General features: G+C 74.3%; 20 protein-coding genes and 1 pseudogene. 9 read left to right on the forward strand and 12 right to left on the reverse strand.

All coding sequences use genetic code 11. From position 1 onward, the window contains the following. Nucleotides 1-12: 12 nt before the first annotated feature. From ilvD to FHX81_RS37540, 4 genes are all read right to left on the reverse strand, one after another. Nucleotides 13-1,710 carry a dihydroxy-acid dehydratase gene (gene ilvD, locus FHX81_RS37525; RefSeq protein WP_141983197.1) on the reverse strand — a complete coding sequence of 566 codons (1,698 nt, stop codon included), beginning with the start codon at nt 1,708-1,710 and terminating at the stop codon, nt 13-15. A 92-nt stretch (nt 1,711-1,802) separates the two neighbouring features. Further along, nucleotides 1,803-2,570 (reverse strand): hypothetical protein, encoded by a 768-nt coding sequence (locus FHX81_RS37530; RefSeq protein WP_141983198.1) that lies wholly within the window; start codon nt 2,568-2,570, stop codon nt 1,803-1,805. 88 nt (nt 2,571-2,658) lie between these two features. Further along, the gene (locus FHX81_RS37535; protein WP_141983199.1) at nt 2,659-4,032 is read right to left on the reverse strand and encodes a GntP family permease; all 1,374 of its coding nucleotides are present in this window, start codon (nt 4,030-4,032) and stop codon (nt 2,659-2,661) included. A 3-nt stretch (nt 4,033-4,035) separates the two neighbouring features. Further along, entirely contained in the window at nt 4,036-4,626 is a 591-nt protein-coding gene (locus tag FHX81_RS37540) for a gluconokinase (protein ID WP_141983200.1), read from the reverse strand. Nucleotides 4,627-4,736: 110 nt separating this feature from the next. On the opposite strand from FHX81_RS37540, the gene FHX81_RS37545 reads away from it, so the two are divergent. Next, nucleotides 4,737-5,474, forward strand: coding sequence for a FadR/GntR family transcriptional regulator (locus FHX81_RS37545; RefSeq protein ID WP_141983201.1), 738 nt, complete (start codon nt 4,737-4,739; stop codon nt 5,472-5,474). 99 nt (nt 5,475-5,573) lie between these two features. After that, nucleotides 5,574-6,536 (forward strand): hypothetical protein, encoded by a 963-nt coding sequence (locus FHX81_RS37550; RefSeq protein WP_141983202.1) that lies wholly within the window; start codon nt 5,574-5,576, stop codon nt 6,534-6,536. An 8-nt stretch (nt 6,537-6,544) separates the two neighbouring features. On the opposite strand, the gene dacB is transcribed toward FHX81_RS37550, so the two are convergent. Beyond that, nucleotides 6,545-8,095: a D-alanyl-D-alanine carboxypeptidase/D-alanyl-D-alanine endopeptidase gene (gene dacB / locus FHX81_RS37555; protein ID WP_141983203.1), complete on the reverse strand. Its 1,551-nt coding sequence runs from the start codon at nt 8,093-8,095 to the stop codon at nt 6,545-6,547. Nucleotides 8,096-8,372: 277 nt separating this feature from the next. On the opposite strand from dacB, the pseudogene FHX81_RS37560 reads away from it, so the two are divergent. Beyond that, nucleotides 8,373-9,004: pseudogene (locus FHX81_RS37560) on the forward strand (SAM-dependent methyltransferase). A gap of 133 nt (nt 9,005-9,137) precedes the next feature. Next, nucleotides 9,138-9,551 (forward strand): cold-shock protein, encoded by a 414-nt coding sequence (locus tag FHX81_RS37565; protein WP_211363677.1) that lies wholly within the window; start codon nt 9,138-9,140, stop codon nt 9,549-9,551. Nucleotides 9,552-9,751: 200 nt separating this feature from the next. Here the strand turns inward: FHX81_RS37565 and FHX81_RS37570 are convergent, their stop codons facing one another. Together FHX81_RS37570 and FHX81_RS37575 are read right to left on the reverse strand one after the other, a co-directional pair. After that, nucleotides 9,752-10,255: a YflT domain-containing protein gene (locus FHX81_RS37570; RefSeq protein ID WP_141983205.1), complete on the reverse strand. Its 504-nt coding sequence runs from the start codon at nt 10,253-10,255 to the stop codon at nt 9,752-9,754. A 180-nt stretch (nt 10,256-10,435) separates the two neighbouring features. Further along, a complete protein-coding gene (locus FHX81_RS37575) occupies nt 10,436-11,329 on the reverse strand; it encodes a LysR family transcriptional regulator (RefSeq protein ID WP_141983206.1) in 894 nt (297 codons plus the stop codon). 75 nt (nt 11,330-11,404) lie between these two features. Between FHX81_RS37575 and FHX81_RS37580 the strand changes: the two genes are divergently transcribed. Further along, nucleotides 11,405-12,451 (forward strand): alpha/beta fold hydrolase, encoded by a 1,047-nt coding sequence (locus FHX81_RS37580; protein WP_141983207.1) that lies wholly within the window; start codon nt 11,405-11,407, stop codon nt 12,449-12,451. Between the two features lie 3 nt (nt 12,452-12,454). Here the strand turns inward: FHX81_RS37580 and FHX81_RS37585 are convergent, their stop codons facing one another. The 3 genes from FHX81_RS37585 to FHX81_RS37595 all read right to left on the reverse strand — a co-directional run bounded on the left by FHX81_RS37585 (nt 12,455) and on the right by FHX81_RS37595 (nt 16,026). Next, nucleotides 12,455-12,706 (reverse strand): putative antibiotic biosynthesis monooxygenase, encoded by a 252-nt coding sequence (locus tag FHX81_RS37585; RefSeq protein WP_211363678.1) that lies wholly within the window; start codon nt 12,704-12,706, stop codon nt 12,455-12,457. 66 nt (nt 12,707-12,772) lie between these two features. After that, nucleotides 12,773-13,876 (reverse strand): glycosyltransferase family 4 protein, encoded by a 1,104-nt coding sequence (locus FHX81_RS37590; protein WP_141983208.1) that lies wholly within the window; start codon nt 13,874-13,876, stop codon nt 12,773-12,775. Next, on the reverse strand, nt 13,873-16,026 hold the full coding sequence (locus FHX81_RS37595; protein ID WP_141983209.1) for an amylo-alpha-1,6-glucosidase: 2,154 nt from the start codon (nt 16,024-16,026) through the stop codon (nt 13,873-13,875). Before FHX81_RS37595 ends, FHX81_RS37590 begins: the two co-directional genes overlap by 4 nt. 148 nt (nt 16,027-16,174) lie before the next feature. Between FHX81_RS37595 and FHX81_RS37600 the strand changes: the two genes are divergently transcribed. Together FHX81_RS37600 and FHX81_RS37605 are read left to right on the forward strand one after the other, a co-directional pair. Next, nucleotides 16,175-17,221: a glucose 1-dehydrogenase gene (locus tag FHX81_RS37600; protein ID WP_141983210.1), complete on the forward strand. Its 1,047-nt coding sequence runs from the start codon at nt 16,175-16,177 to the stop codon at nt 17,219-17,221. 76 nt (nt 17,222-17,297) lie between these two features. Further along, on the forward strand, nt 17,298-17,663 hold the full coding sequence (locus tag FHX81_RS37605; RefSeq protein WP_141983211.1) for a DUF1330 domain-containing protein: 366 nt from the start codon (nt 17,298-17,300) through the stop codon (nt 17,661-17,663). A gap of 4 nt (nt 17,664-17,667) precedes the next feature. Here FHX81_RS37605 and FHX81_RS37610 read toward each other — a convergent pair whose 3' ends face one another. Together FHX81_RS37610 and bla are read right to left on the reverse strand one after the other, a co-directional pair. Beyond that, nucleotides 17,668-18,252, reverse strand: a complete 585-nt coding sequence (locus FHX81_RS37610; RefSeq protein ID WP_141983212.1) for a D-alanyl-D-alanine carboxypeptidase family protein — start codon at nt 18,250-18,252, stop codon at nt 17,668-17,670. Beyond that, entirely contained in the window at nt 18,252-19,184 is a 933-nt protein-coding gene (bla, locus tag FHX81_RS37615) for a class A beta-lactamase (protein WP_141983213.1), read from the reverse strand. The genes FHX81_RS37610 and bla overlap by 1 nt, the downstream gene beginning before the upstream one ends. A gap of 82 nt (nt 19,185-19,266) precedes the next feature. Here bla and FHX81_RS37620 point away from each other — a divergent pair, with 82 nt between their 5' ends. Further along, a complete protein-coding gene (locus FHX81_RS37620; protein ID WP_141983214.1) occupies nt 19,267-20,154 on the forward strand; it encodes a LysR family transcriptional regulator in 888 nt (295 codons plus the stop codon). Then, entirely contained in the window at nt 20,151-21,050 is a 900-nt protein-coding gene (locus FHX81_RS37625) for a serine hydrolase (RefSeq protein ID WP_141983215.1), read from the forward strand. The genes FHX81_RS37620 and FHX81_RS37625 overlap by 4 nt, the downstream gene beginning before the upstream one ends. Nucleotides 21,051-21,057 lie beyond the last annotated feature (7 nt).

The raw sequence follows: 21,057 nt of genomic DNA on the forward strand, positions 1-21,057 counted from the left end.
ACCGCTCGCGCGTCAGCCGCAGACCGCGCCGCCGGAGGCGGAGCCGACCAGCTTCGAGTACTTCGCCAGCACGCCCCGCTGGTAGCGGGCGGGCAGCGGCGACCAGCCCTCCCGGCGCGCGGCCAGCTCGGCGGGGTCCACGTCGACGTCCAACGTGCCGTTGGCGACGTCGAGCGTGATCCGGTCGCCGTCGCGGACGAACGCGATCGGGCCGCCGTCCACCGCTTCCGGCGCGACGTGGCCGACGCACAGCCCGGTCGTGCCGCCGGAGAACCGGCCGTCGGTGAGCAGCAGGACGTCCTTGCCCAGCCCCGCGCCCTTGATCGCCGCGGTGATGGCGAGCATCTCCCGCATGCCCGGACCGCCCTTGGGGCCCTCGTAGCGGATGACGACCACGTCGCCCGCGGTGATCGTGCCGTCCTCCAGCGCGTCCATCGCCGCGCGCTCGCGGTCGAACACGCGGGCCGTGCCGGTGAACACGTCCGAGTCGAAGCCGGCGGACTTCACCACCGCGCCGTCGGGCGCGAGCGAGCCGCGCAGGATCGTGATGCCGCCGGTGCGGTGGATCGGCTCGCTCATCGCGCGCAGCACCGTGCCGTCGGGGTCGGGCGGCGCGATGTCGGCCAGGTTCTCGGCGACCGTGCGGCCGGTGACGGTCAGGCAGTCGCCGTGCAGCAGGCCCGCGTCCAGCAGCGCCTTCATCACCACGGGCACGCCGCCGATGCGGTCGACGTCGGTCATCACGTGCCGGCCGAACGGCTTGACGTCGGCCAGGTGCGGCACCTTCGCGCCGATCCGGGTGAAGTCGTCCAGGCTCAGCTCCACCTCGGCCTCGTGCGCGATGGCCAGCAGGTGCAGCACGGCGTTGGTGGACCCGCCGAACGCCATCACCACGGCGATCGCGTTCTCGAACGCCTCCCGGGTCATGATCTGCCGCGCGGTGATGCCCTTGCGCAGCATCTCCACCACGGCCTGGCCGGACTTGCGGGCGAACCCGTCGCGCCGCCGGTCGGTGGCGGGCGGCGCGGCGCTGCCCGGCAGGGACATGCCCAGCGCCTCGGCCGCGCTCGCCATCGTGTTGGCCGTGTACATGCCGCCGCACGCGCCCTCTCCGGGGCAGATGGCGCGTTCGATCAGGTCGACGTCCTCGCGGCTCATCAGGCCGCGGGCGCACGCGCCGACGGCCTCGAACGCGTCGATGATGGTCACCTCGCGCTCGCTGCCGTCGGTCAGGGTGACCCGGCCGGGCAGGATGGAGCCCGCGTAGAGGAAGACGCTGGCCAGGTCGAGCCGCGCGGCGGCCATGAGCATGCCCGGCAGCGACTTGTCGCAGCCCGCGAGCAGCACCGATCCGTCCAGCCGCTCGGCCTGCATGACCGTCTCCACGCTGTCCGCGATCACCTCGCGCGACACCAGGGAGAAGTGCATGCCCTCGTGGCCCATGGAGATGCCGTCGGACACCGAGATCGTGCCGAACTCCAGCGGGTAACCGCCCGCCGCGTGCACGCCGTCCTTGCTCGCCTTCGCGAGCCGGTCCAGCGGCAGGTTGCACGGCGTGATCTCGTTCCACGACGAGGCGACACCGATCTGGGGCTTGACCCAGTCGTCGTCACCCATCCCGACCGCCCGCAGCATCCCGCGGGCGGCGGTCCTCTCCAGGCCGTCGGTGACGTCGCGACTGCGCGGCTTGATGTCCGGGGTCTCGTTCATGGCAGGAAACCTAACGCCCCGGCGGTGCCGTCGCACCGGCGACCGGCCGGGCCCGGCCCCGACCGGTCGACGCGGTCGAGGCCGGGAGTCCGTCACAGCTCGGTGTAGCTCTTGAGCCCGACGAGAGTGGTGAGCTGCATCGAGTTCGCTCCGGCGGGTGAGGGCAGGCCGAACCGCTTGTCCACCAACCCCTCCAAGCCGCCGCAACCCTTCGCGGACGGCACGGCGAACGCGGTGTCCTCGATGGTGAACCGCAGCACGGGCGGGTCCGCGGAGATCCGGTCCGGCCCGCTGGTCCGGACGGGCCGGAACACGAGCGGGTCGTCCTCGTCACCGATCGTGCAGGTCCGCGGCAGCAGGCCGTTGATCACGCGCAGCTTCAGGTGCTGCACGCCCATCCGGTCGCCGTCGGAGAGGAAGTCGGCGAACCCGGCGTACTCCAGGCGCAGGGCGGTGCGCAGCAGCGGGTTGTGCGCGGGAACGCCGAGCAGGCCGCCGGGGACGGTCGTCGGTTCGGCCCGCAGAGCGCCGAAGACCTGCGCGAACTCGCCGTTCAGCTGCCCTTCGGCGAACGTCAGCCGCATCGCGCCGGTGCTCTGCCCGGCCAGGGTGCCGAATTCGATGGTGCCGGTGGACACCAGCACCTCGCAGCGCCACTGCGCGGGATCGGCGCCGGTGGGGATCGCGGGGCAGTCGGCGAAGTCGAACGCGGGCACCGGCCCGGGTCGCGCGGCGGCTCCGTGTCCGATCGGAGGTGTCGGCGCGGGCTGCGCGTCGGCCCGCGCGGCCCCGGCGGTGAGGCCGATCAGGGCGGTGGCCGCCAGGGCCGCGACGGCGGCGCGGCGGGAGGTTGCGGTCATGCCGCAGAGCCTTCCGCGCCGCGCCCCGTCCATGATCCGGTGGATCCCCGGGATCGACCCTGGCCGGACCCCGAGGACCCGGCCGGGGTCAACCGAGCAGGAACAGCACTCCTGCCAGGCCGAAGCCCATCAGGCTGATCGAGGTCTCCATGACGGTCCACGTCAGCAACGTGGTCCGCACGTCCATCCCCATCAGGTTGCCGACCAGCCAGAAGCCGGAGTCGTTGACGTGGCTCGCGATCACCGACCCGGCCGCCAGCGCGAGCACGATCGCGGCCAGCTCGACCGCGCTGAACCCGCCCGTCTGCACGACCGGCTGCACCAGGCCCGCCGCGGTGGTCAACGCGACCGTGGCCGAACCCTGCGCCACGCGCAGCGCGGCGGCGATGACGAACCCGGCCACGAACACCGGCAGGCCGAGGCCGGCCAGGCCGTCCGACAGCGCGGCGCCGATACCGCCGGCCCGCAGCACCGCGCCGAACATGCCGCCCGCGCCGGTGATCAGGATGACCGCGCACACCGGCGCGAGGGCCGAGTCGACCAGCTTCTCGACCACCTCCTTGCGCTGCCCGAGGACGAAGGAGGCGACGAGCACGGCCACCAGCAGCGCCACCGGCGTCGAGCCGAGCGCGCGGGCGACCTGGAACCAGGCGGCCTCGCCGTCGACCCACCCGGCGGCACGGGCCGCGTCCAGACCGGTGTTGGTGAAGATCATGACCAGCGGGAGCAGCAGGAGCGCCACGACGGTGCCCGGGTTCGGCGGGTCCTCGCGGTCCTCCTCCCGCGGGCCGCCGCTGAGCAGCGTCGGCACGGGCAGCACGAGCCGCTTGCCCACGGCCAGCCCGAACAGGTAGCTGGTCACGTACCAGGTGGGGATCGCGATCAGCAGGCCGAACGCGATCACCAGGCCGACGTCCGCGCCCAGCAGCTCGGTCGCGGCGACGGGACCGGGGTGGGGCGGGACGAACACGTGCATCACCGAGAACGCGCCCGCGGCGGGCAGGCCGTAGCGCAGCACGCCGCCGCCCAGCCGCCGGGCCACCGCGAACACGATCGGCAGCATCACGACCAGGCCCGCGTCGAAGAAGATGGGGAAGCCGAAGACCAGCGAGCTGACGCCGAGCGCGAGCGGCGCGCGCTGTTCGCCGAACCGGCGGATCAGCGCGTCGGTCAACGACTGCGCGCCGCCGCTGACCTCCACGAGCCGGCCGAGGATCGCGCCGAGGCCGACCAGCAGCGCGACGCTGCCGAGCGTGGTGCCGAACCCGCCGACGAGGGTGGGCACCACCGCGTCCGCCGGGATGCGCGCGGCGAACGCGGTGAGCAGGCTGACCACCACCAGCGCCAGGAACGCGTGCACCCGCAGGTACATGATCAGGAACAGCAGGAGGGCGACCGCGCCCCCGGCGATGCCGAGCAGTGCGCCCGCGCCGAGGGTCTGCACCCAGTCGTCGGTGGTCATCCGTCAGCTCCGTTGCTTTCGAGGGGTTTCCGAGTGGGGAGCGCGAGGTGGGACTCGGGAAGCGGGCGGGCGACCGGCGTCGAGGCCCAGCCGGGTCACGGCCTCCTCGACGATCACCTCCGGTGCCCGCGTCACGTCGACCGCGACGCCGTCCTCGTCGGACCGCAGCGCTTCGAGGGTGTCGAACTGCGACCGCAGCAGGGACGGCGGCATGAAGTGCCCGGACCGGTGCCGCATCCGCTCGCCGATGACCTCGGCCGCACCGCGCAGGTGCAGGAAGCGGACCCGTGCGCCCGCCTCGCGCAGCACGTCCCGGTAGGCGCGCTTGAGCGCCGAGCACGTGACGACCGTGCTCTCGCCGGCGGCCGCCCGGTCGGTGATCCAGTCGCGGATCGCGGCCAGCCAGGGCGCGCGGTCGGCGTCGGTGAGCGGGGTGCCCGCGGACATCTTCGCGATGTTGGCGGCGGGGTGGAACTCGTCGGCTTCGGCCATCGGCCAGGCGAGCCGGTCGGCCAGCGCGCCGGCCACCGTGCTCTTGCCCGATCCGGACACGCCCATCACGACCACGCAGGTCGGCTCGGCGCTCGTGGTCATGGGGACACCTCTCGGCTGCGACGACGAGATGATCAAAAGTAGTACCTTTGGCGGCGAAAGGTAGCACCTTTGACCGGGCTGGGGAAGGCCGGCCGGGATACGCTGCTGCCGTGCCGGTACAACGACGGGAAGGCGGTCCGGGCGGCGACGTCCTGCACGCCTCCGTGCTCGACACCCTCGGGCTGCAGATCACCAGCGGCGAGCTCGCGGAGGGCCGGGTCCTGACGCTGGACGGCATCCAGGAGCGGTTCGGGGTGTCCCGGACCGTCGCCCGCGAGACCATGCGGGTGCTGGAGTCGATGGGCCTCGTGACGTCGCGGCGCCGGGTCGGCATCACCGTGCAACCGCCGTCGTCCTGGCAGGTCTACGACCCTCGGTTGATCTGGTGGCGGTTGGCCGGCCCGCACCGCGACGTCCAGTTGCGCGCGCTCACGGAGCTGCGGATCGCGGTCGAGCCGGTGGCCGCGGCGCGGGCGGCGTGGAACGCCTCGGCCAGGGAGCGCGACCGCCTGGTCGACCTGGCCGCGCGGATGCGGCGGCTGGGCGAGGCCGGCGAGCTGGCGGAGTTCCTGGAGCTGGACATCGCCTTCCACGCGCTGCTGCTGGAGTCGGGCGGCAACGAGATGTTCGCCGCGCTCCGGGAGGTGGTGGCGGTCGTGCTGCGCGGCCGGACGAGCCTCGGGCTGATGCCGGACAAGCCCGTGCCCAGCGCGTTGGACCTGCACGAAGAGGTGGCGCGGGCGGTCGCGGGCCGGCACCCGGAGGCCGCCGAGCTGGCCATGCGCGCGTTGGTGAGCGAGGTGCGCGACGCGGTCGTGCCGGTGAACGGGCCGGGCGCCGTCCGCTGACCACCCCGTCGGACCGCCTCGCCCGCGACCTCGGTGATCGGCGGGAACGCGCGGTGCCCGTTCGCCGTCGAAGGCGCGAACCACGAACGGGGAGGCACCGTGAACCACCCGCAGCAACCGCCGAACGGGCACGACCCGTACGGTCAGCCGGCCCCGTACGGCGGCTACCCGTACGGCGGTTTCGCCCCGCAGCCCCCTCCCGCGCCGAAGAAGCGGACCGGCGCGATCGCGGCGGCCGCGGTGGTGGTCGTGCTGGTGCTCGGCGGCTTCGCGTTCACCGGGTTCGTCCGGCCGGGGTTCTTCGTGGACGCGTCGGGCACCACGACGACCGCGACCACCACCCCGCCGACCACCGCGTCCTCCACCGCTGCCCGGGGCGGTGATGCCACGGAGGTCGTGGAGGCGGTGGTCGCCGGACTGGACTCCCAGGACGACGCCGCCCTCGAGAAGCTCGCGTGCGCGAAGGCGAAGTCCGTCGTGGACAGCGCCATCGACGACGTGTCCGCGCTCAGGAAGGCGAAGCTCGTCGACACCGACGAGGTCTCCGGCACCAAGGTGGTGGCGACCGTCGAGGTCACCACCGCGTCCAAGACGTCGGAGGTCGAGGTCACCGTCGTCCGCGAGGACGGCGACTGGTGCTGGCAGGACATCGCGCGGGCCGACGGCGGCAAGGCGACCAGCGGGCGGCCGTCGCCGACCACCGTTCCGCCGACCACCGGGCGGGAGCCCACCGCCGGCGGCAAGCCGGTCGCGCCGGAGGCGCTCGCCGCCATGCGGTCGTTCCTGGACCGGGTGAACGCCGGTGACGCGGCGGGCGCGACCGGTCTGCTGTGCGCGGACGCCATCGCCGACGCCGCGGACGTCCGGGAGCTGGTCGGGCACGAGCCGGACCTGAGCATCGACCCGGCGATGGACGGTCGCGCGACCGGCGACGACTCCGTGCAGCTCTACCTCAAGGGCACGGCCAAGGGCCAGAAGCTGGAGGGCTACTCCACCAACCTCTGGGTGACCGGCTACGACGGCCCGTGGTGCGTGCACGCGTTCCGCGCGGTCGTCATCTGACGCGCGGGTCAGCAGGACTTGGTCCAACTGCACTCCACCCCGCGGTCGGGGGCGGGCTCCGGCGCGACCCCGACCGCGAGCGGTGCCTGCCCGCGCGCGTGCCCCGCCAGCCGGATCGCGACGGCGTCCTCGAACGGCTTCGCCGACGTGAGCGTGTCGTTGCTGATCATGGCGAACACCAGCGGGACGCCGTCGGCGGTGGTCACGTAGCCCGAGAGGGCGCTGACACCGGTCAGCGAGCCGGTCTTGGCCCGCACGTTGCCCTCGGCCGGCGTGCCGCGCATCCGGTTGCGCAGGGTGCCGCCGACCATCCGGTCGGCCGCCCCGGCCACCGGCAGCGAGTCGTGCCAGGTCGCGAACCACGGTTCGCGCCGCGCGGCGAGCAACAGCGCGGCGAGCTGGTCCGGCGAGACCTGGTCCATCCGCGACAGCCCCGAGCCATCCCTCAAGGACACCGCGGACGGGTCCACGCCCCACTCGCCCAGCTTCGCCGTCATCGCGCGCAGCCCCGCGGTCCAGCTGCCCTCGCCGGACACCGCCCGGCCGACGGTCTTCACCAGGATCTCGGCGTGCATGTTGTTGCTGAGCTTCATGAACGGCACCAGCAGCTCGGACAGCGGCATCGACAGGTGCTCGCCGAGGACCCGCGCGCCGGCCGGGGTCGTGCCCGTGCCCGTGCCGCCGAGGACGCGCACGCCGTGCCGGGCGAGCGCGTCCCGGAACAGCGACGTGACCAGCCCGGTCGGCTCCCACACCGTGCTCCACTCGCGGGCCGCCGCGCCGCCGGCCGGGACGCTGCCGCGCACGGCGATCACGTTGGTCCCGTGCTGCCGTTCGACGGACACGCTCGACGCCGAGCCGGGCGGGCCGGTGACGGCGGTGTTGGCGATCGTCACGTAGTCCGTCGGCGGCTCGGTGGTGACGGTCGCCGGCTGACCCGCCGCGCCGGGCGCGACCCGGACGATGATCGACCCGGCGTCGTAGTCGGTGTCCGGTGAGACGGTCAGCGCCGAGATCTGGGCGTTGTAGTAGTAAGGCTCGTCGTCCCAGGCCCAACCGGTACCCAGGCGCACGGCGTCGAACCAGGTGTCGTCGGCGACGAGCTTGCCGCGCACCACCTCGACGCCGCTCGCCGCGACCCGGGCGGCCAGCGCGTCGTAGTCGGCCGCGAGCATCGTCGGGTCGCCGGTGCCGCGCAGGTGGAGGTCCCCCGCCAGCACACCGGCGCGGTGCGGACCGGTCGCGGCCACGGTGGTGCGGAACCGGTGGTCGGGTCCGAGGATGTCCAGCGCCGTCGCGGAGCTGATCAGCTTGCCGTTGGACGCCGGCTGCCCGCGCTCGTCGCTCTCCCGCGAGTACACGAGCGCCCCGGTGTCGGCGTGGCGGACCACGAGCCCGACGTCCGCGCCGGCGAGGGCGGGGCTGGTGGTGATCGCGTCGAGGTCCCGGGTGAGCGCGTCGTCGGTCTGCGCGGACGCGGGCGTGGCGAGGTCCGCGGCCGGGACCGCGGCGAACGCGACGGCGGCCAGGACGAGCGCGAGCGACCGTGATCGGGGCATGGGGCCTCCTCCGGGGACGCGGATTTGTGTCGACGATTGTCCACGTATCCGGATCACCTGTGAAGTTCTTACCGGTGCCGTCCGCGGCGCCGGGCCGGCGGCCCTCGGCCGGCACCGCGTGAACGCGCGCGAGCGCCGGATGGCGCGCCCCCGGCCGCTGTAGCGTGCACCCGTCCATCACGACGTGCGGGAACCGAGGAGTGTCACCGTGGAGAGACCGGCCTGGGTGGGCCCCGACGTCGACCTGTCCCGACCGAGCCCGGCGCGGGTCTACGACGTGCACCTCGGGGGTGCGCACAACTTCCAGGTCGACCGGGAGGCCGCCCGGCGGATCGCCGAGGTGATGCCGGACTTACCGCGCATCCTGCGGGCCAACCGCGCGTTCCTGCGCCGCGCGGTGCGGTTCCTCGTCGACCGGGGTGTCACGCAGTTCCTCGACCTCGGTTCGGGCATCCCCACGGCGGGCAACGTGCCACCGCGGTGCACGCCGACCTGCGCCGGCCGGAGGAGGTGCTGAACCACCCGGAGACGCGGCGCACGTTGGACTTCACCCGGCCGGTGGGCGTGCTGATGTTCGCGGTGCTGCACTTCGTGCCGGACGACGACGACCCCGCCGGCATCATCCGCCGGTACCTCGACGCCACCGTGCCGGGCAGCTACGTCGCCCTGTCGCACGCCAGCCTGGACGGCGAGGCCGAGCGGGCGGAGGAGGCGACCGAGCAGTTCCGCAGCCGGGTCACCGACTTCTCGATGCGCACCAGGACCGAGGTCGGCGACCTGCTCGCCGGGGTGGACCTGGTCGAGCCGGGCCTGGTCTACCTGACCGAGTGGCGGCCGGGACCGGGCGACGAGGACCCGGACCCGAAGCGCACGTCGACGTTCGCCGCCGTCGGCCGCAAGACCGGTTGACCGCGTCACCGGCCGGGCGCGGCACCTCCGAACGGGCGGTGTCGTGGGCAGGATTCGCGCGATGGGGCTCGGGATAGGATCGTGGGGATGTCGCCACGGGTGTGGCGCGTGCTGCTGGTAAGGGGTTGCGGTGGTGGTGAAGGGCAAGGTCGTCCGGTTCGACGAGGTGCGCGGGTACGGGTTCGTGTCGCCCGAGGAGGGTGGCGAGGACGTCTTCATCCACGTCAACGACATCGACTTCGACAAGCGGTTGATGGCGCCCGGCGCGCTGGTCGAGTTCCTGGTGGAGATGGGCGACCGGGGGCCCAAGGCGTCCCGGGTGAGCCTGGTGCGCGAGGCGGCGGTGCGGAGCGCGCCGTCCTTCCACGTGGGGGACGACGTCAACGGCAACGACATGTTCTGCGAGGTCGTGTCGACCAAGAGGTACCTGCAGGAGGTCACCGAGACGCTGCTCGCGGCGGCGCCCGGGATGACCGCCGAGCAGATCCTCGACGTGCGCAAGAGCCTGGTCGGGATGGCGCGCAAGTACAACTGGCTCGAGGACTGAGCACCCGGCCGTCCACTGCGGACGGTCGGGCGCTCACCCGCCGCAGGGTGCCGCCCGCGGAGCGCGGGTGGTCCACCGGCAGCGGGGCGCGGCCCAGTGCCCGGCCCGCTTCGCGCGGCGCGTCGTGACCGGCGCGCAGGGCGGCGTGCCCGGGGTGGGCGCACCTCTCGTCCACCGCCCGGTGGCCCGGCGCCGCCCGGTCACGGGCTCGGCGGCGCGGCGAGGGCCAGTTCGGCCAGCAGGTCGCGGCCCTTCTCCGCGGTGCGCGGTTCGCACAGCACGTCGTAGCGCCCGGCCACGAGCTGGGTGGTGGACGCGAAGTCGCGCCGGCCCCGCACCGAGGCGTAGCCGACGGCGGCGAACGTCGTGCCGAACACGACACCCGTCACCAGGCCGGCCACGATCGCCACCGGCAGCGGGCCGGAGCCGAACACGCCGAGCAGCAGTCCGACGAACAGGCCGAACCAGGCGCCCGACGCCGCGCCGCCCGCCAGCACGCGGCCCCAGGTCAGCCGGGCGGTCACCCGTTCCACCACCATCAGGTCCACGCCGACGATCGTGACGTCCTGCACCGGGAACTCCTGGTCGGCCAGGTGGTCGACCGCGCGTTGGGCCTCGGCGTAGGTGGCGTAGGAGCCGATCGGCCAGCCGGTGGGCGGCGTGGGTGCGGCCGTCGGCCGCCGAGCGGTCAGCGGTGTGGTCATCGGAACTCCCTGGGTCGCTCTGCCGGTGGTGGCGATGCGTCGCGGCATCGCCCGCGTGGGTCCGGGGTACCCGGATCGACCGCACGCCACCACCGGAAACCGATCGGCCGAGTCGTCCCGCGCTTCCGCCTCCGGGACGACGTCGCGCGCCTTCCGGTTCCGTTCTCGAGCCGACCGGGCTCAGCTCAACCGGGTGAGGTCGCGGGCCAGGGCGGTGAAGTTGGCGGCCACCGCCGACCGGCCCGCGACGGGCAGCGCGATCGCCAGGTCCACCAACCGGACCGTCGGGCTCAACGGCAGGAACGCGACCTCCGGCCGGGGCTGGGCGGCGGACGAGCCGGGCACGATGCTCACCCCGCAGCCGGCCGCGACCAGGCCGACGATGGTCGGCACCTGCACGGCCTCCTGCGCGACCCGCGGCGCGAACCCGCCCTGCCGGCACAGCGCGGTGATCTCGTCGTGCAGGCCGGGCCCGAGGTGGCGGGGGAACAGCACGAACGGCTCATCGGCCAGCGACCGCACGTGCACGCGGCGGCGGCCGGCCAGGCGGTGGTCGTTCGGCACCACGGCGACCAGCGGCTCCCGTGACACCGGCACCAGTTCCAGGTCGTCGGCCGGGCCGGGCAGCGGCGGGCGGAGCAGGCCGAGGTCCAGCGCCGCCGTGCGCAACCGCTCGACCTGGAGCATCGTCGGCAGCACCTCGAACGACAGCGTCACGGCCGGGTAGCGGGACCGGAACGCGCGGATGATCACCGGCAGCGGGCGCAGCACCGACGAGCCGACCATGCCGATCGCCAGCGAGCCCTCCTCGCCCCGGCCGGCCGCCCGTGCCCGACGCGCCGCCGCGTCCACCATGGACAGCGCCGCCCGCGCGTCGGCGACGAACGCCTCACCGGCTGGGGTGAGCCGGACGTTGCGGGTGTCGCGCTCGAACAGCGACACGCCCAGTTCCGCCTCCAGCGCCTTCACGGTCTGGCTCAACGGCGGCTGCGCCGTGCCCAGCGCGGCGGCGGCCCGCCCGAAGTGCAGGTGGTCGGCGACCGCGACGGCCGCGCGCAGGTGTTTGAGATCCATACCGGCCTCGAATCAATCGCCACGGACCAGGTGCACAATCAGACTAGGTGTGATCGCGAGCGGCATGCTGGCCGCATGCTCAGGACGATCCTCACCCTCTCCGCGGCGGCGTCGATCACCCGGGCGTCACCGGCGGGGCGGGTGGCGCGCGAGGACTGGAAGGTGCGCGGCGACGCCGGCCTCCTGGGTGTCCGCGAGGTGCGCCCGACCCGGTCGGCGCGCGGCCGGCCGGTCCTGCTGCTGCACGGAGCGCGCGTGCCCGGCGTCGCGTCGTTCGACCTGCCCGTGCCCGGCGGGTCGCTGGCCGCCGACCTCGCGCGCAGGGGCCACCGGGTGTTCATCGTGGACGCGCGCGGCTACGGCGCGTCCGACCGCCCGCCGGCGTTGGACGCGCCGCCGTCCGCGAACCCTCCCGCCGTGACGGGGGAGCAGGTGGTGCGCGACATCGCGGCGGTCGTGGAGTGGGCGCGGGCGAAGACCGGCCACCGCCGGGTCGACCTGCTCGGGTGGGCGACCGGCGGGCACTGGGCCGCCTGGTACGCGAGCGAGCACCCGGGCCGGGTCGCGCACCTGGTGGTGCTCAACAGCCTGTACGGCGCGACCGACGGCCACCCCCTGCTCGGCCGGGGCTCCGACTACGAGGACCCCGCACGGCCGGGGCACTTCGACGACGCCCGGCACGGCGCGTACCGGCTCGCCACCGGGCCGGGGCTGCTCGGCGGCTGGGACGCGAGCATCCCGGTGGACGACAAGTCCGCGTGGCGCGACCCGCGCGTGGCGGTGGCCTACGTCGCGCACGCACTGGCGAGCGACCCGACGTCGGCCGACCGCGAGCCGTCGGGCTTCCGCGCCCCGACCGGCGCGCTGAAGGACAGCTTCCACCTGGCGACCGGCCGACGGCTCTGGCACGCGGGCACGATCACCGCACGCACGCTGGTCCTGCGCGGCGAGCTGGACTTCTGGTCCCGCGCGGACGACCTGACCACGCTGGTCGAGGACCTCGGCCGGGCCCGGGACGTGCGGGCGGCGCACCTGGAGCGCGCCACCCACTTCGTCCACCTGGACCGGGCCGAGCGCGGCCGCGACCGGCTGCTCGACGAGGTGCTGCGCTGGCTCCGCTAGTGCTCAGGACCGCCGCGCGAGCAGGCGTGCGCGCAACCGCTGCAAGGGCGGCATGAGCCCGTAGATGACGATCGGCACCGCGATCGTCGCCAGGACCAGGGTCCTCACGGCGGTCGGCGCGCCGTCGAGGAGGTCGCCGAGCAGCAGTTGCAGGACGGTCAGCGTCGGGAAGACGGCCAACCAGATCATCAGGGCCAGGTGGTGTCGGGGCGGTGGACCCACCGGTCTCATCGCCGCCGCGTTGTTCTCGTTCATGGGACAAGGTTCGCCCGAGCGTGCCGAAAACGACAAACACTGTTGCCATTTCCGGGAAACGCCACGTCAGGCGCCCTGCTCGGACACCCTCCGCGGTAGAGCCGTCGTCCGCGTGGTCGTCCGCTTCGCGGTCGCGCGCACCGGCCCGACGGCAACCCGGCAGTAAACGTCCTCGTAGCGGGCGGCCATGAGGTCGACGTCGAACCGGCCGGCCGCCTCCGCGCGGCACCGGTCGGGCGAGAGCTCCTCGACCCGCCCCAGCGCGGCGACCAACGACGCGTGGTCGTCGCACACGAAGCCGGTCCGGCCGTGCGCGACCACCTCGGGCACCGCACCGCGCCGGGTGGCGACCACGGGCGTGCCACAGGCCATCGCCTCCACCATCACCAGTCCGAACGGCTCGTCCCAGCGGATCGGGAACAGCAGGCAGCGCGTGGCGGCCAGCAGGGCGAGCTTGTCCTCGCGACCCACCTCCCCGAGCCACTCGACGCCCGGCCCGAGCAGCGGCTTGACCTCGTGCTCGAAGTACTCCTGCTCCTCCGGCTCGCGGCACTTGGCCGCGATGCGCAGCGGGAGGCCGGCCTCGGTGGCGGCGGCGATCGCCTCCGGGATGCCCTTGTCCGGCGTGGCGCGGCCGAGGAACAGCACGAAGTCCTCCTTGTCCCGCCGGAACGGGAAGAGCCGCACGTCGACGGCGTTGTGCACGGTGGCCGCCCAGTCGAGGTCCGGCGCGAGCCTGCGTTGCGCGTCCGACACGGCCACCAGGTGCACGGTCCCGTTCAGCCCGCGGTAGTAGCGGCCCATGTCACCGGTCACGGGCGCGTGCGCGGTGACCACGGTGGGCACCGGACGGCCGCGGGCGAGCAGCGGCCCGGCCAGGCTGTGGTCGTGCACCACGTCCACCTCCAGGTCGGCCAGGATGGCGGGCAGCGCGGCGGCGTGCACCACCTCCGGGATGCCCTGGCCCATCCGGTCCTGCTGCGGCCGGTCCGCCGTGCGGCGGAAGTCGGCGGCCGTGCCGTTGCGCCCGACGCCGACGAGCACGACGTGGTTGCCGCGCGCGACCAGCCGGTCCACCAGGTCCGCGCACATCGCCTCGGTGCCGCCGTAGCCCGAGGGCGGCAGCTCGAACCAGGGCGGTGCGATCATCGCGACGCGCGGCGCGGTCACCGGCCCCGCCCCCGGTCCAGCCCGGGGTGCACGCCCACCGCCTCGCGCACCAGCTCCACGTCGTCGGGCAGCCCGGTCACCCGCACGTCGGGGCCGTTGACCTCCAGTCCGACCCGCGCGCCCAGCATCGGGATGCCGTCGAGGGCCAGCGGCTCCCACGACTCGGGCAGCACGGGCGAGAGCCACACCTTGCGGCGCGGCGCGTACGGCTCCACCCGCAGCAGCACGCGCAGCAGGTGCACGGGGGTCGCCGACGCCCACGCCTGCGGCGAGCACGACGTCGGGTAGGGGATCGGATCGGGGTACTCGGCCCGGTCGAAGCCGCACAGCAGCTCGGGCAGCCGGCCGCCGAACGCGTCGGCCGCGTCCATGACGGCGGTCGCCACCCGCCGCGCGTGCTCCACGAACCCGTACCGCATCAGCCCGTGGACGATGATGGCGTTGTCGTGCGGCCACACCGACCCGTTGTGGTAGCTCATCGGGTTGTACGCGCCCATCCCGGACGCGAGGGTCCGCACGCCCCACCCGGTGAACATCTCCGGTGACACCAACGCCTCCGCGACCCGCTCGGCCTTGTCCTCGTCCACGATGCCGCTCCACAGGCAGTGCCCGATGTTGGAGCTGAGCGCGTCCACCGGTTGCTTGTCGCCGTCCAGGGCGATCGCGTAGTAGCCGAGGTCGGGCAGCCAGAACCGCTCGTTGAACCGCTGCTTGAACCCGGCCGCGCGCTCGCGCCAGCGCCGCGCGCCGTCGAGGTCTCCGAAGTCCTCGCACAGGCACGCCCGCGCCAGGTAGGCGTTGTAGACGTAGCCCTGTACCTCGCACAGCGCGATCGGGCCGCGCGGTATCCGCCCGTCGGCGAAGTTCACCCCGTCCCAGGAGTCCTTCCACCCCTGGTTGACCAGCCCGCGCTCGGTCGCCCGCCGGTACTCGACGAACCCGTCGCCGTCCCGGTCGCCGTGGTGCTCGATCCACGCCAACGCGCGGTCGACGTGCGGGAGCAGCCGCTCGACCTGGTCGCGGTCGATGCCCCACCGGGACAGCTCGCCCAGCAGCATCACGAACAGCGGCGTGGCGTCGGCGGTGCCGTAGTAGACGTTGCGGCCGCCCAGCGCCAGCGACGCGTCCGCGCCGAACCGCATCTCGTGCAGGATGCGCCCCGGCTCCTCCTCGCTGTCGGGCTCGACCCGCGTGCCCTGGTGGTGGGCCAGGGTGCGGGCCGTCCCCAGCGCCAGCGCGGGATCGATCGGCAGCGCCATCAGGGAAGCGAGGATCGAGTCGCGGCCGAACAGCGTCATGAACCACGGCGCGCCGGCGGCGACCGCGGTGTCCGAGGGGCGGTCGGGGTCGAAGATCCGCAGCGCACCCAGGTCCTGCCTGCTGCGCTGGAGCGTCACGGCCAACGACGGCCTGCCCGTGTACCTCAGGACGGGCACGGCCTCCCGCCACCGCCGCGCCCGCAGGACGGGCACGGACTCGTCGATCGGGCGTCCCGGCGGGAACATCGTCTCGGTCGTCAGGCCGTCCACGACGGGTTGCGCGGTCACGGACGTCGACCACTCGCCCCGGGCCGGCACGACCGCGCGGAACGTGAGCGTGGCCGGCGAGTAGTCGGCGCCGTCGGCCCGCACCCGCACGCCCCGGCTCCGGCCGTCCAGCCGCCGGCTCAACCGCAGCTCCTCCGGCTCCACGTCGCACTCGCGCCGCCCCCGTTCGCGGACCCGGCCCTCCTTGACCTCGAACAGGTCGGCGAAGTCGGCGTCCACGTGCACGGTGACGACGTGCGTCACGGTCTCCCGGCCGAAGTTGCGCAGCGTGATGTCCTCGCGCATGCCCGCGCCGACGTACCGCTCGCGGCGCACGAGCAAGGTGCTCTCGGCGTCGTGCGCGCGGGACCGGCCGCGTCCGACGAACGTCATCCGGAACGGGTCGCGGGTCAGGGTGGTGATGTGCTCGACGGGCCCGCCGTCCAGCCGGAGCCGCCACTCGGACACGATCCGGGTGTCCTGGAAGAACACCCCCTGCGCGGCGGCGCCGTCCACGTTGCCGTCACTGCCGCACACGCAGAACGAAGTGCCGTGCACGAGCATCACGGTGTCGGGTGACAGCGTGACGGGCTCACCGTCGTAAGCCCAACCACCCTCGGTCATCGTCGGCCTCCTCCGCCGGGTGCTCGGTCCGCCGACCAGGTCCTCCACGGGTGCCACTCGGCAGGGCGGGCAAACACCACCCATCCCACCGGGGGACCCCTCCCGCCGGACGTCGCATGCGCCGCCGCGCGCGGGGTAGCCCACCGCCATGCGCGCGCTCACGCTCGACCCCAGGACCGCGAACTCGTTGCGGGTGACCGAGTTGCCCGAGCCCCGACCCGCACCCGGTGAGCTGCTCGTCGAAGGGCTGGCGGTGGGCGTGTGCGGCACCGACAAGGAGATCGCCCGCGCCGAGTACGGCGAGCCGCCGCCGGGGCGGCACCGGCTGGTGCTGGGCCACGAATCGCTCGGCCGGGTGATGACGGCGCCCGCCGGGAGCGGGTTCGAGCCCGGCGACCTCGTGGTGGGCGTCGTGCGGCGTCCCGACCCGGAGCCCTGTGGCGCGTGCGCGCACGGCGAGTTCGACAACTGCCGCAACGGCGGCTACACCGAGCGCGGCATCAAGCAGCTCGACGGGTACGCGGCCGAGCGCTGGTGCGTCGAGGCCGACTACGCGGTGCCGCTGGACCCCCGGCTGACCGATGTCGGCGTGCTCATGGAGCCGACGTCGGTGGTCGCGAAGGCGTGGGAGCAGGTCCGTCGCGTGGGGGAGAGGGCCTGGTACGAGCCGGAGCGCGCCCTGGTGACGGGAGCGGGTCCGATCGGGCTGTTGGCGGCGATGATCGGCGTCCAACAGGGACTGGACGTGCACGTGCTCGACGTGGTCGAGGACGGTCCGAAGCCGGGACTGGTGCGGCGGTTGGGCGCGACCTACCACCACGGTGACGTGGACGAGGTGTCCTCCCGGGTGCGGCCGGACGTGGTGATCGAGGCGACCGGCGTGGGCAGCCTGGTCGTCTCCGCCCTGCGCAACACCGCGCCGTTCGGGGTGGTGTGCCTGACCGGCCTCTCGTCGGGTGGCCGCGCGGTCGAGGTGGACGTCGCCGGCGCGAACCGGTCGATGGTGCTGGAGAACGACGTGGTGGTCGGCTCGGTCAACGCGAACCTGCGCCACTACCACCAGGCCGCCGACGCGCTGGCGAGGGCCGACCCGGACTGGCCGGCCGGCCTGATCAGCCGCCGCGTCCCGCTGGACCGGTTCGCCGAGGCCTTCACCGCGCGGCCCGACGACGTCAAGGTCGTCATCACGCTGTGAACCCCCGGCCCGGGGGAACCGCGGACCGGTGGACCCACCGATGCGGACGTGATCACGGCCCGTCATGCTGGTGGGCATGGCTGTCGATCCCCGTGGCGCGGACCTGAAGCGACTGCTGGCCGAGGACCCGGGCGGTCCCGTGGTCATGCTCAACCTGCTCCGGTTCGCGGAGGGCGGGCGGGCGTCGTACGAGGAGTACGCGCGGCACCTGCGCGAGACGTTCCTGCCCCGGTACGGCGGGGAGGTCCTCTACGCGGGCACGGGCTCCACCGTGCTGGCCGCGGAAGACGGGCAGAGCTGGGACGCGGTGGTGGTCGTCCGCTACCCGGACCGTGCCGCGTTCGGCCGCATGGTCGCCGACCCGGAGTACCAGGAGGTCACGCACCTGCGCACGCGGGCGCTGAGCGAGGCGGTGCTCCAGGCGACGGTCCCGTGGGGCTGAGCGCTCAGCCGCCGCTCGCGCTGGGCAGCATGGGTGGGCAGCCGGCGGTCGCCCACGCGGGGTCGTGCTCGAAGTGCCACTCCTCGTTGAGGTAGCGGCGGCACCAGCCCAGCGCGGGGCCGTTGCGCTCCACCCAGGCCGCCGACTCCAGCGGCTGCACGTCCACCGCGATGCCCTTGACGTGCATCGACTTCTCGGGCGGCAGCACGTACCGGGCGGCGAGTTCCGCCGTGCCGAACCGTCGCACGGCGTCCTCGAACTCCCGGCGCTGCTGGCCGGTGCTGCGCTTGCCGTCGTTCAGGCACAGCCCGACGCCCCGCGCGTCCGCCGCGGACCGCAGGCGTCGCCAGGCCTCCAGCACGTCCGGGCGCAGGCCGTCGGGCTGCTCGTCGACGTAACGCCCGTCCAGCGCGCAGGCCGGGCCGGTGTCCGGGCCCGGGACCTCCTCCACGATCGCCAGCGGACGTCCCGGGAGGGGTTGGTGGACGAGGGTCACCCGGTCCATCGCACCCAGCGCCCCCAGGGACGCCACGGCCACCAGCACGGCGAGCAGCACGCCGACCACCGTGCGCCTGAGCCCGTTCGACATCACGTCACCACGTCCACGACGTAGGCGGCGGCCTCGGCGAGCAGGGCCTGGTCGTACGCGGCGTCCGCGCCGGCCTTGCTGGACATGATCGACACCACCAGCGGCGCGGCGTCGGGCGGCCAGACCACGGCGATGTCGTTGACCGTGCCGTGGTCACCGGTGCCGGTCTTGTCGGCCACCGTCCACCCCTGCGGCACACCGGCCCGCACGCGCAGGGCACCGGCCTTCGTGGCGTTGCGCTCGAGCAGGTCGCGCAGGAAGGCGCGCTTGTCGGCGTCCAAGGCGTCGCCGAGCACGATCTCGCGGTAGTCCTCGCCGATGGCGCGCGGGGAGGTCGTGTCGCGGGGGTCGTCGGGCACGGCCGTGGTGAGGTTCGGCTCGAACCGGTCGGAGCGGGTGACGGTGTCGCCGAGCGCCCGCGCGTACGCGGTCAGCCCGGCCGGGCCGCCGAGGTCGCGCAGCAGCAGGTTGCCCGCCGTGCCGTCGCTGTGGCGCACCGCCGCGTCGCACACCTGGCGGATGGTCATGCCCGTGGCCACGTGCTGCCGGGTGATGAACGAGCTGGCCATCAGGTCGCCCTCGGTGTAACGCACGACGGTGTCCAGGTGCGACAGGGGGTTGCGGTGCAGGACCGCGGCCGCCGCCAGCCCCTTGAACGTCGAGCAGAACGCGAACCGCTCGTCGGCCCGGTGCTCGACCGCGGCCCCGGTGCCGGTGTTCACGGCGTACACGCCGAGCCGTGCGTCGAACCGCCGCTCCAGCCCGATCAGGTGATCGTGGGCGACGGCGGACGGACCGGGACCGGGACCGGGCGTACCGGTCGTGGTGGGGGTGGGCTGCGACGTCGTCTCCTGGGCGCAGCCGGCCAGTGGGAGCAGCGCCGCCGCGCCCAGGAACGCGCGGCGGCTGACGGTGCGGAGCGGCGGTGTCACGACTCCGAGCTTCACAGCCGACCGTGATGCTGTCCAAGACGCGAACGCGGCTACCGATGCCGATCTGGCATAGTCCCGGGTCGTGGACGTGGTGGAGGCGTGCAAGGCGTTCGTGGCGGTCAGCGGGCACGGCAGCTTCACGGTCGGCGCGGCCGCGGCGCGGATACCGCAGTCCGTGGCCAGCCGGCGTGTCGCGGCCCTGGAGCGGCACTTCGGGGCCCGGTTGTTCACCCGTACCTCGCGGGCCGTGGCGCTGACGCCGTTCGGCCGGGAGATGCTGCCGTCGGCGCGACGACTGGTCGACCTCGCCGAGGCCCTGGAGCACGACGCCCGGCGCGCGAAGCTGCGCCCGTTCCGGCTGGCCGTGCCGGAGGTCTGCGCGCCGCGTCCGCTGGCCCGGCTCGTGGCCGACGCCCGCCGCCACGACCTGGACCTGGACCCGCGCCCGGCCGGACCGGCCGACCGGGTCGAGCTGGTGCGGACCCTGGACGTGCGGGCCGCGCTGGTCGCCGTGCCGCCCGACGACGGCGTGTGGCGGGTGCCGCTCGGCCTCGCCGGGCACGCGGACCCGGGCGCGGCCTCGGCCGTCCACGTGGAGACGCTGCGCGCCGGCCGCGCCGAGCGGACCGCCCGCCGTCGCCGCATCCGCCTCCAGCCGGAGGACGACGTGCCGCACGTCCGCGACCGCCTCACCCGGCTGCGCGACGCCGTCGGCCTGCAACCCTCCCAGGTCGTGGTGGCGCCGTCGCTGGTCGCCGCCGCGGCCGACGTGCTCGGCTCGGCCGACCTGCTGCTGTGCTCGCCGGGCCAGGCCGTCGACCTGGGACTGCACTGGCGGCCGATCGGCGAGCTGGACCTGGCCCGCGGCTACGACGTCACGGCCGGGCTGCGCGAGGACGCCGAGCGGATCCGCGACCTCCCGGCCGCCGCGATCGGGCGCTGCCTCGACGGCGGGGAGGGCCGGCCGTGACGACGGAGGTGCTGCGTGCCGCGCGGGCGGCGCTGGACGACGCGGGCCTGCGCGGGTCGTTCCTGGTGCGCGACCTGGACACCGGCGCGGAGATCGGCTTGGACGCCGACGTCGAGTACCCGGCGGCGTCGCTGGTGAAGGTGCCGCTCGCGATCGCCACGCTGGAACGCGTCGAGCGGGGCGAGCTCGACGCCGCCACGCCGGTCGTGGTGCCGCCCGGTCGGGTCGGCGCACCGGGGCCGATCGGGCTGCCCAAGTTCCGCCACCCCGCCACGATCGCCGTGGACGACCTGCTCTACCTGAGCGTCGCGATCAGCGACAGCACCGCCGCCGACGCCCTGTTCGCCCTCACCCCGCCCGCCGCGGTCGCCGCCGAGCTGCGCCGGCTCGGCTACGACGGCATCGCCGTGCGCCACCTCATGCGCGACCTCGTCGACACGCCCGCCGAGCGGTTCACCCCGGCCGAGGGGCACCTCGCGCACTCGTTGGCCATCACGGCGGCGACCGAGGGCCGCGGGCATCCGGTGACCCAGCTCGACATCAGCCGGGCGAACGCCGGCTCCGCCCGCGCGTTCGTCGACCTGCTGCAGGGCCTGTGGCGGCCGACCACGATCCGGCCCGCGGTCGCCGAACGGGTGCGCGAGCTGATGGGCGACAACGTGGTGCGGCACCGGCTCGCCCCGGACTTCGGCTCGGACGCGTCGCGCTGGTCGTCCAAGACCGGCACCCTGCTCAACCTCCGGCACGAGGTCGGGGTGGTCGAGCACGCGGACGGCCAGGTGTTCGCGGTCGCCGCGCTCACCGGGTCACGGGTGCCGGCCGTGGTGCAGCCGGGCGCGGAGGCGTCGATGGCGCACGTCGCCCGCACGCTGCGCGACCACCTGCGGTCCCGGTGAGCCGGAC

This window comes from Saccharothrix saharensis, assembly GCF_006716745.1.
Lineage (GTDB): Bacteria > Actinomycetota > Actinomycetes > Mycobacteriales > Pseudonocardiaceae > Actinosynnema > Actinosynnema saharense.

Coding starts and splice junctions, on each gene's coding strand:
- ilvD (WP_141983197.1), bottom strand. CDS start 1,710: ATGAACGAGACCCCGGACATCAAGCCGCGCAGTCGCGACGTCACCGAC.
- FHX81_RS37530 (WP_141983198.1), bottom strand. CDS start 2,570: ATGACCGCAACCTCCCGCCGCGCCGCCGTCGCGGCCCTGGCGGCCACC.
- FHX81_RS37535 (WP_141983199.1), bottom strand. CDS start 4,032: ATGACCACCGACGACTGGGTGCAGACCCTCGGCGCGGGCGCACTGCTC.
- FHX81_RS37540 (WP_141983200.1), bottom strand. CDS start 4,626: ATGACCACGAGCGCCGAGCCGACCTGCGTGGTCGTGATGGGCGTGTCC.
- dacB (WP_141983203.1), bottom strand. CDS start 8,095: ATGCCCCGATCACGGTCGCTCGCGCTCGTCCTGGCCGCCGTCGCGTTC.
- FHX81_RS37570 (WP_141983205.1), bottom strand. CDS start 10,255: ATGACCACACCGCTGACCGCTCGGCGGCCGACGGCCGCACCCACGCCG.
- FHX81_RS37575 (WP_141983206.1), bottom strand. CDS start 11,329: ATGGATCTCAAACACCTGCGCGCGGCCGTCGCGGTCGCCGACCACCTG.
- FHX81_RS37580 (WP_141983207.1), top strand. CDS start 11,405: ATGCTCAGGACGATCCTCACCCTCTCCGCGGCGGCGTCGATCACCCGG.
- FHX81_RS37585 (WP_211363678.1), bottom strand. CDS start 12,706: ATGAACGAGAACAACGCGGCGGCGATGAGACCGGTGGGTCCACCGCCC.
- FHX81_RS37595 (WP_141983209.1), bottom strand. CDS start 16,026: ATGACCGAGGGTGGTTGGGCTTACGACGGTGAGCCCGTCACGCTGTCA.
- FHX81_RS37600 (WP_141983210.1), top strand. CDS start 16,175: ATGCGCGCGCTCACGCTCGACCCCAGGACCGCGAACTCGTTGCGGGTG.
- FHX81_RS37605 (WP_141983211.1), top strand. CDS start 17,298: ATGGCTGTCGATCCCCGTGGCGCGGACCTGAAGCGACTGCTGGCCGAG.
- FHX81_RS37610 (WP_141983212.1), bottom strand. CDS start 18,252: ATGTCGAACGGGCTCAGGCGCACGGTGGTCGGCGTGCTGCTCGCCGTG.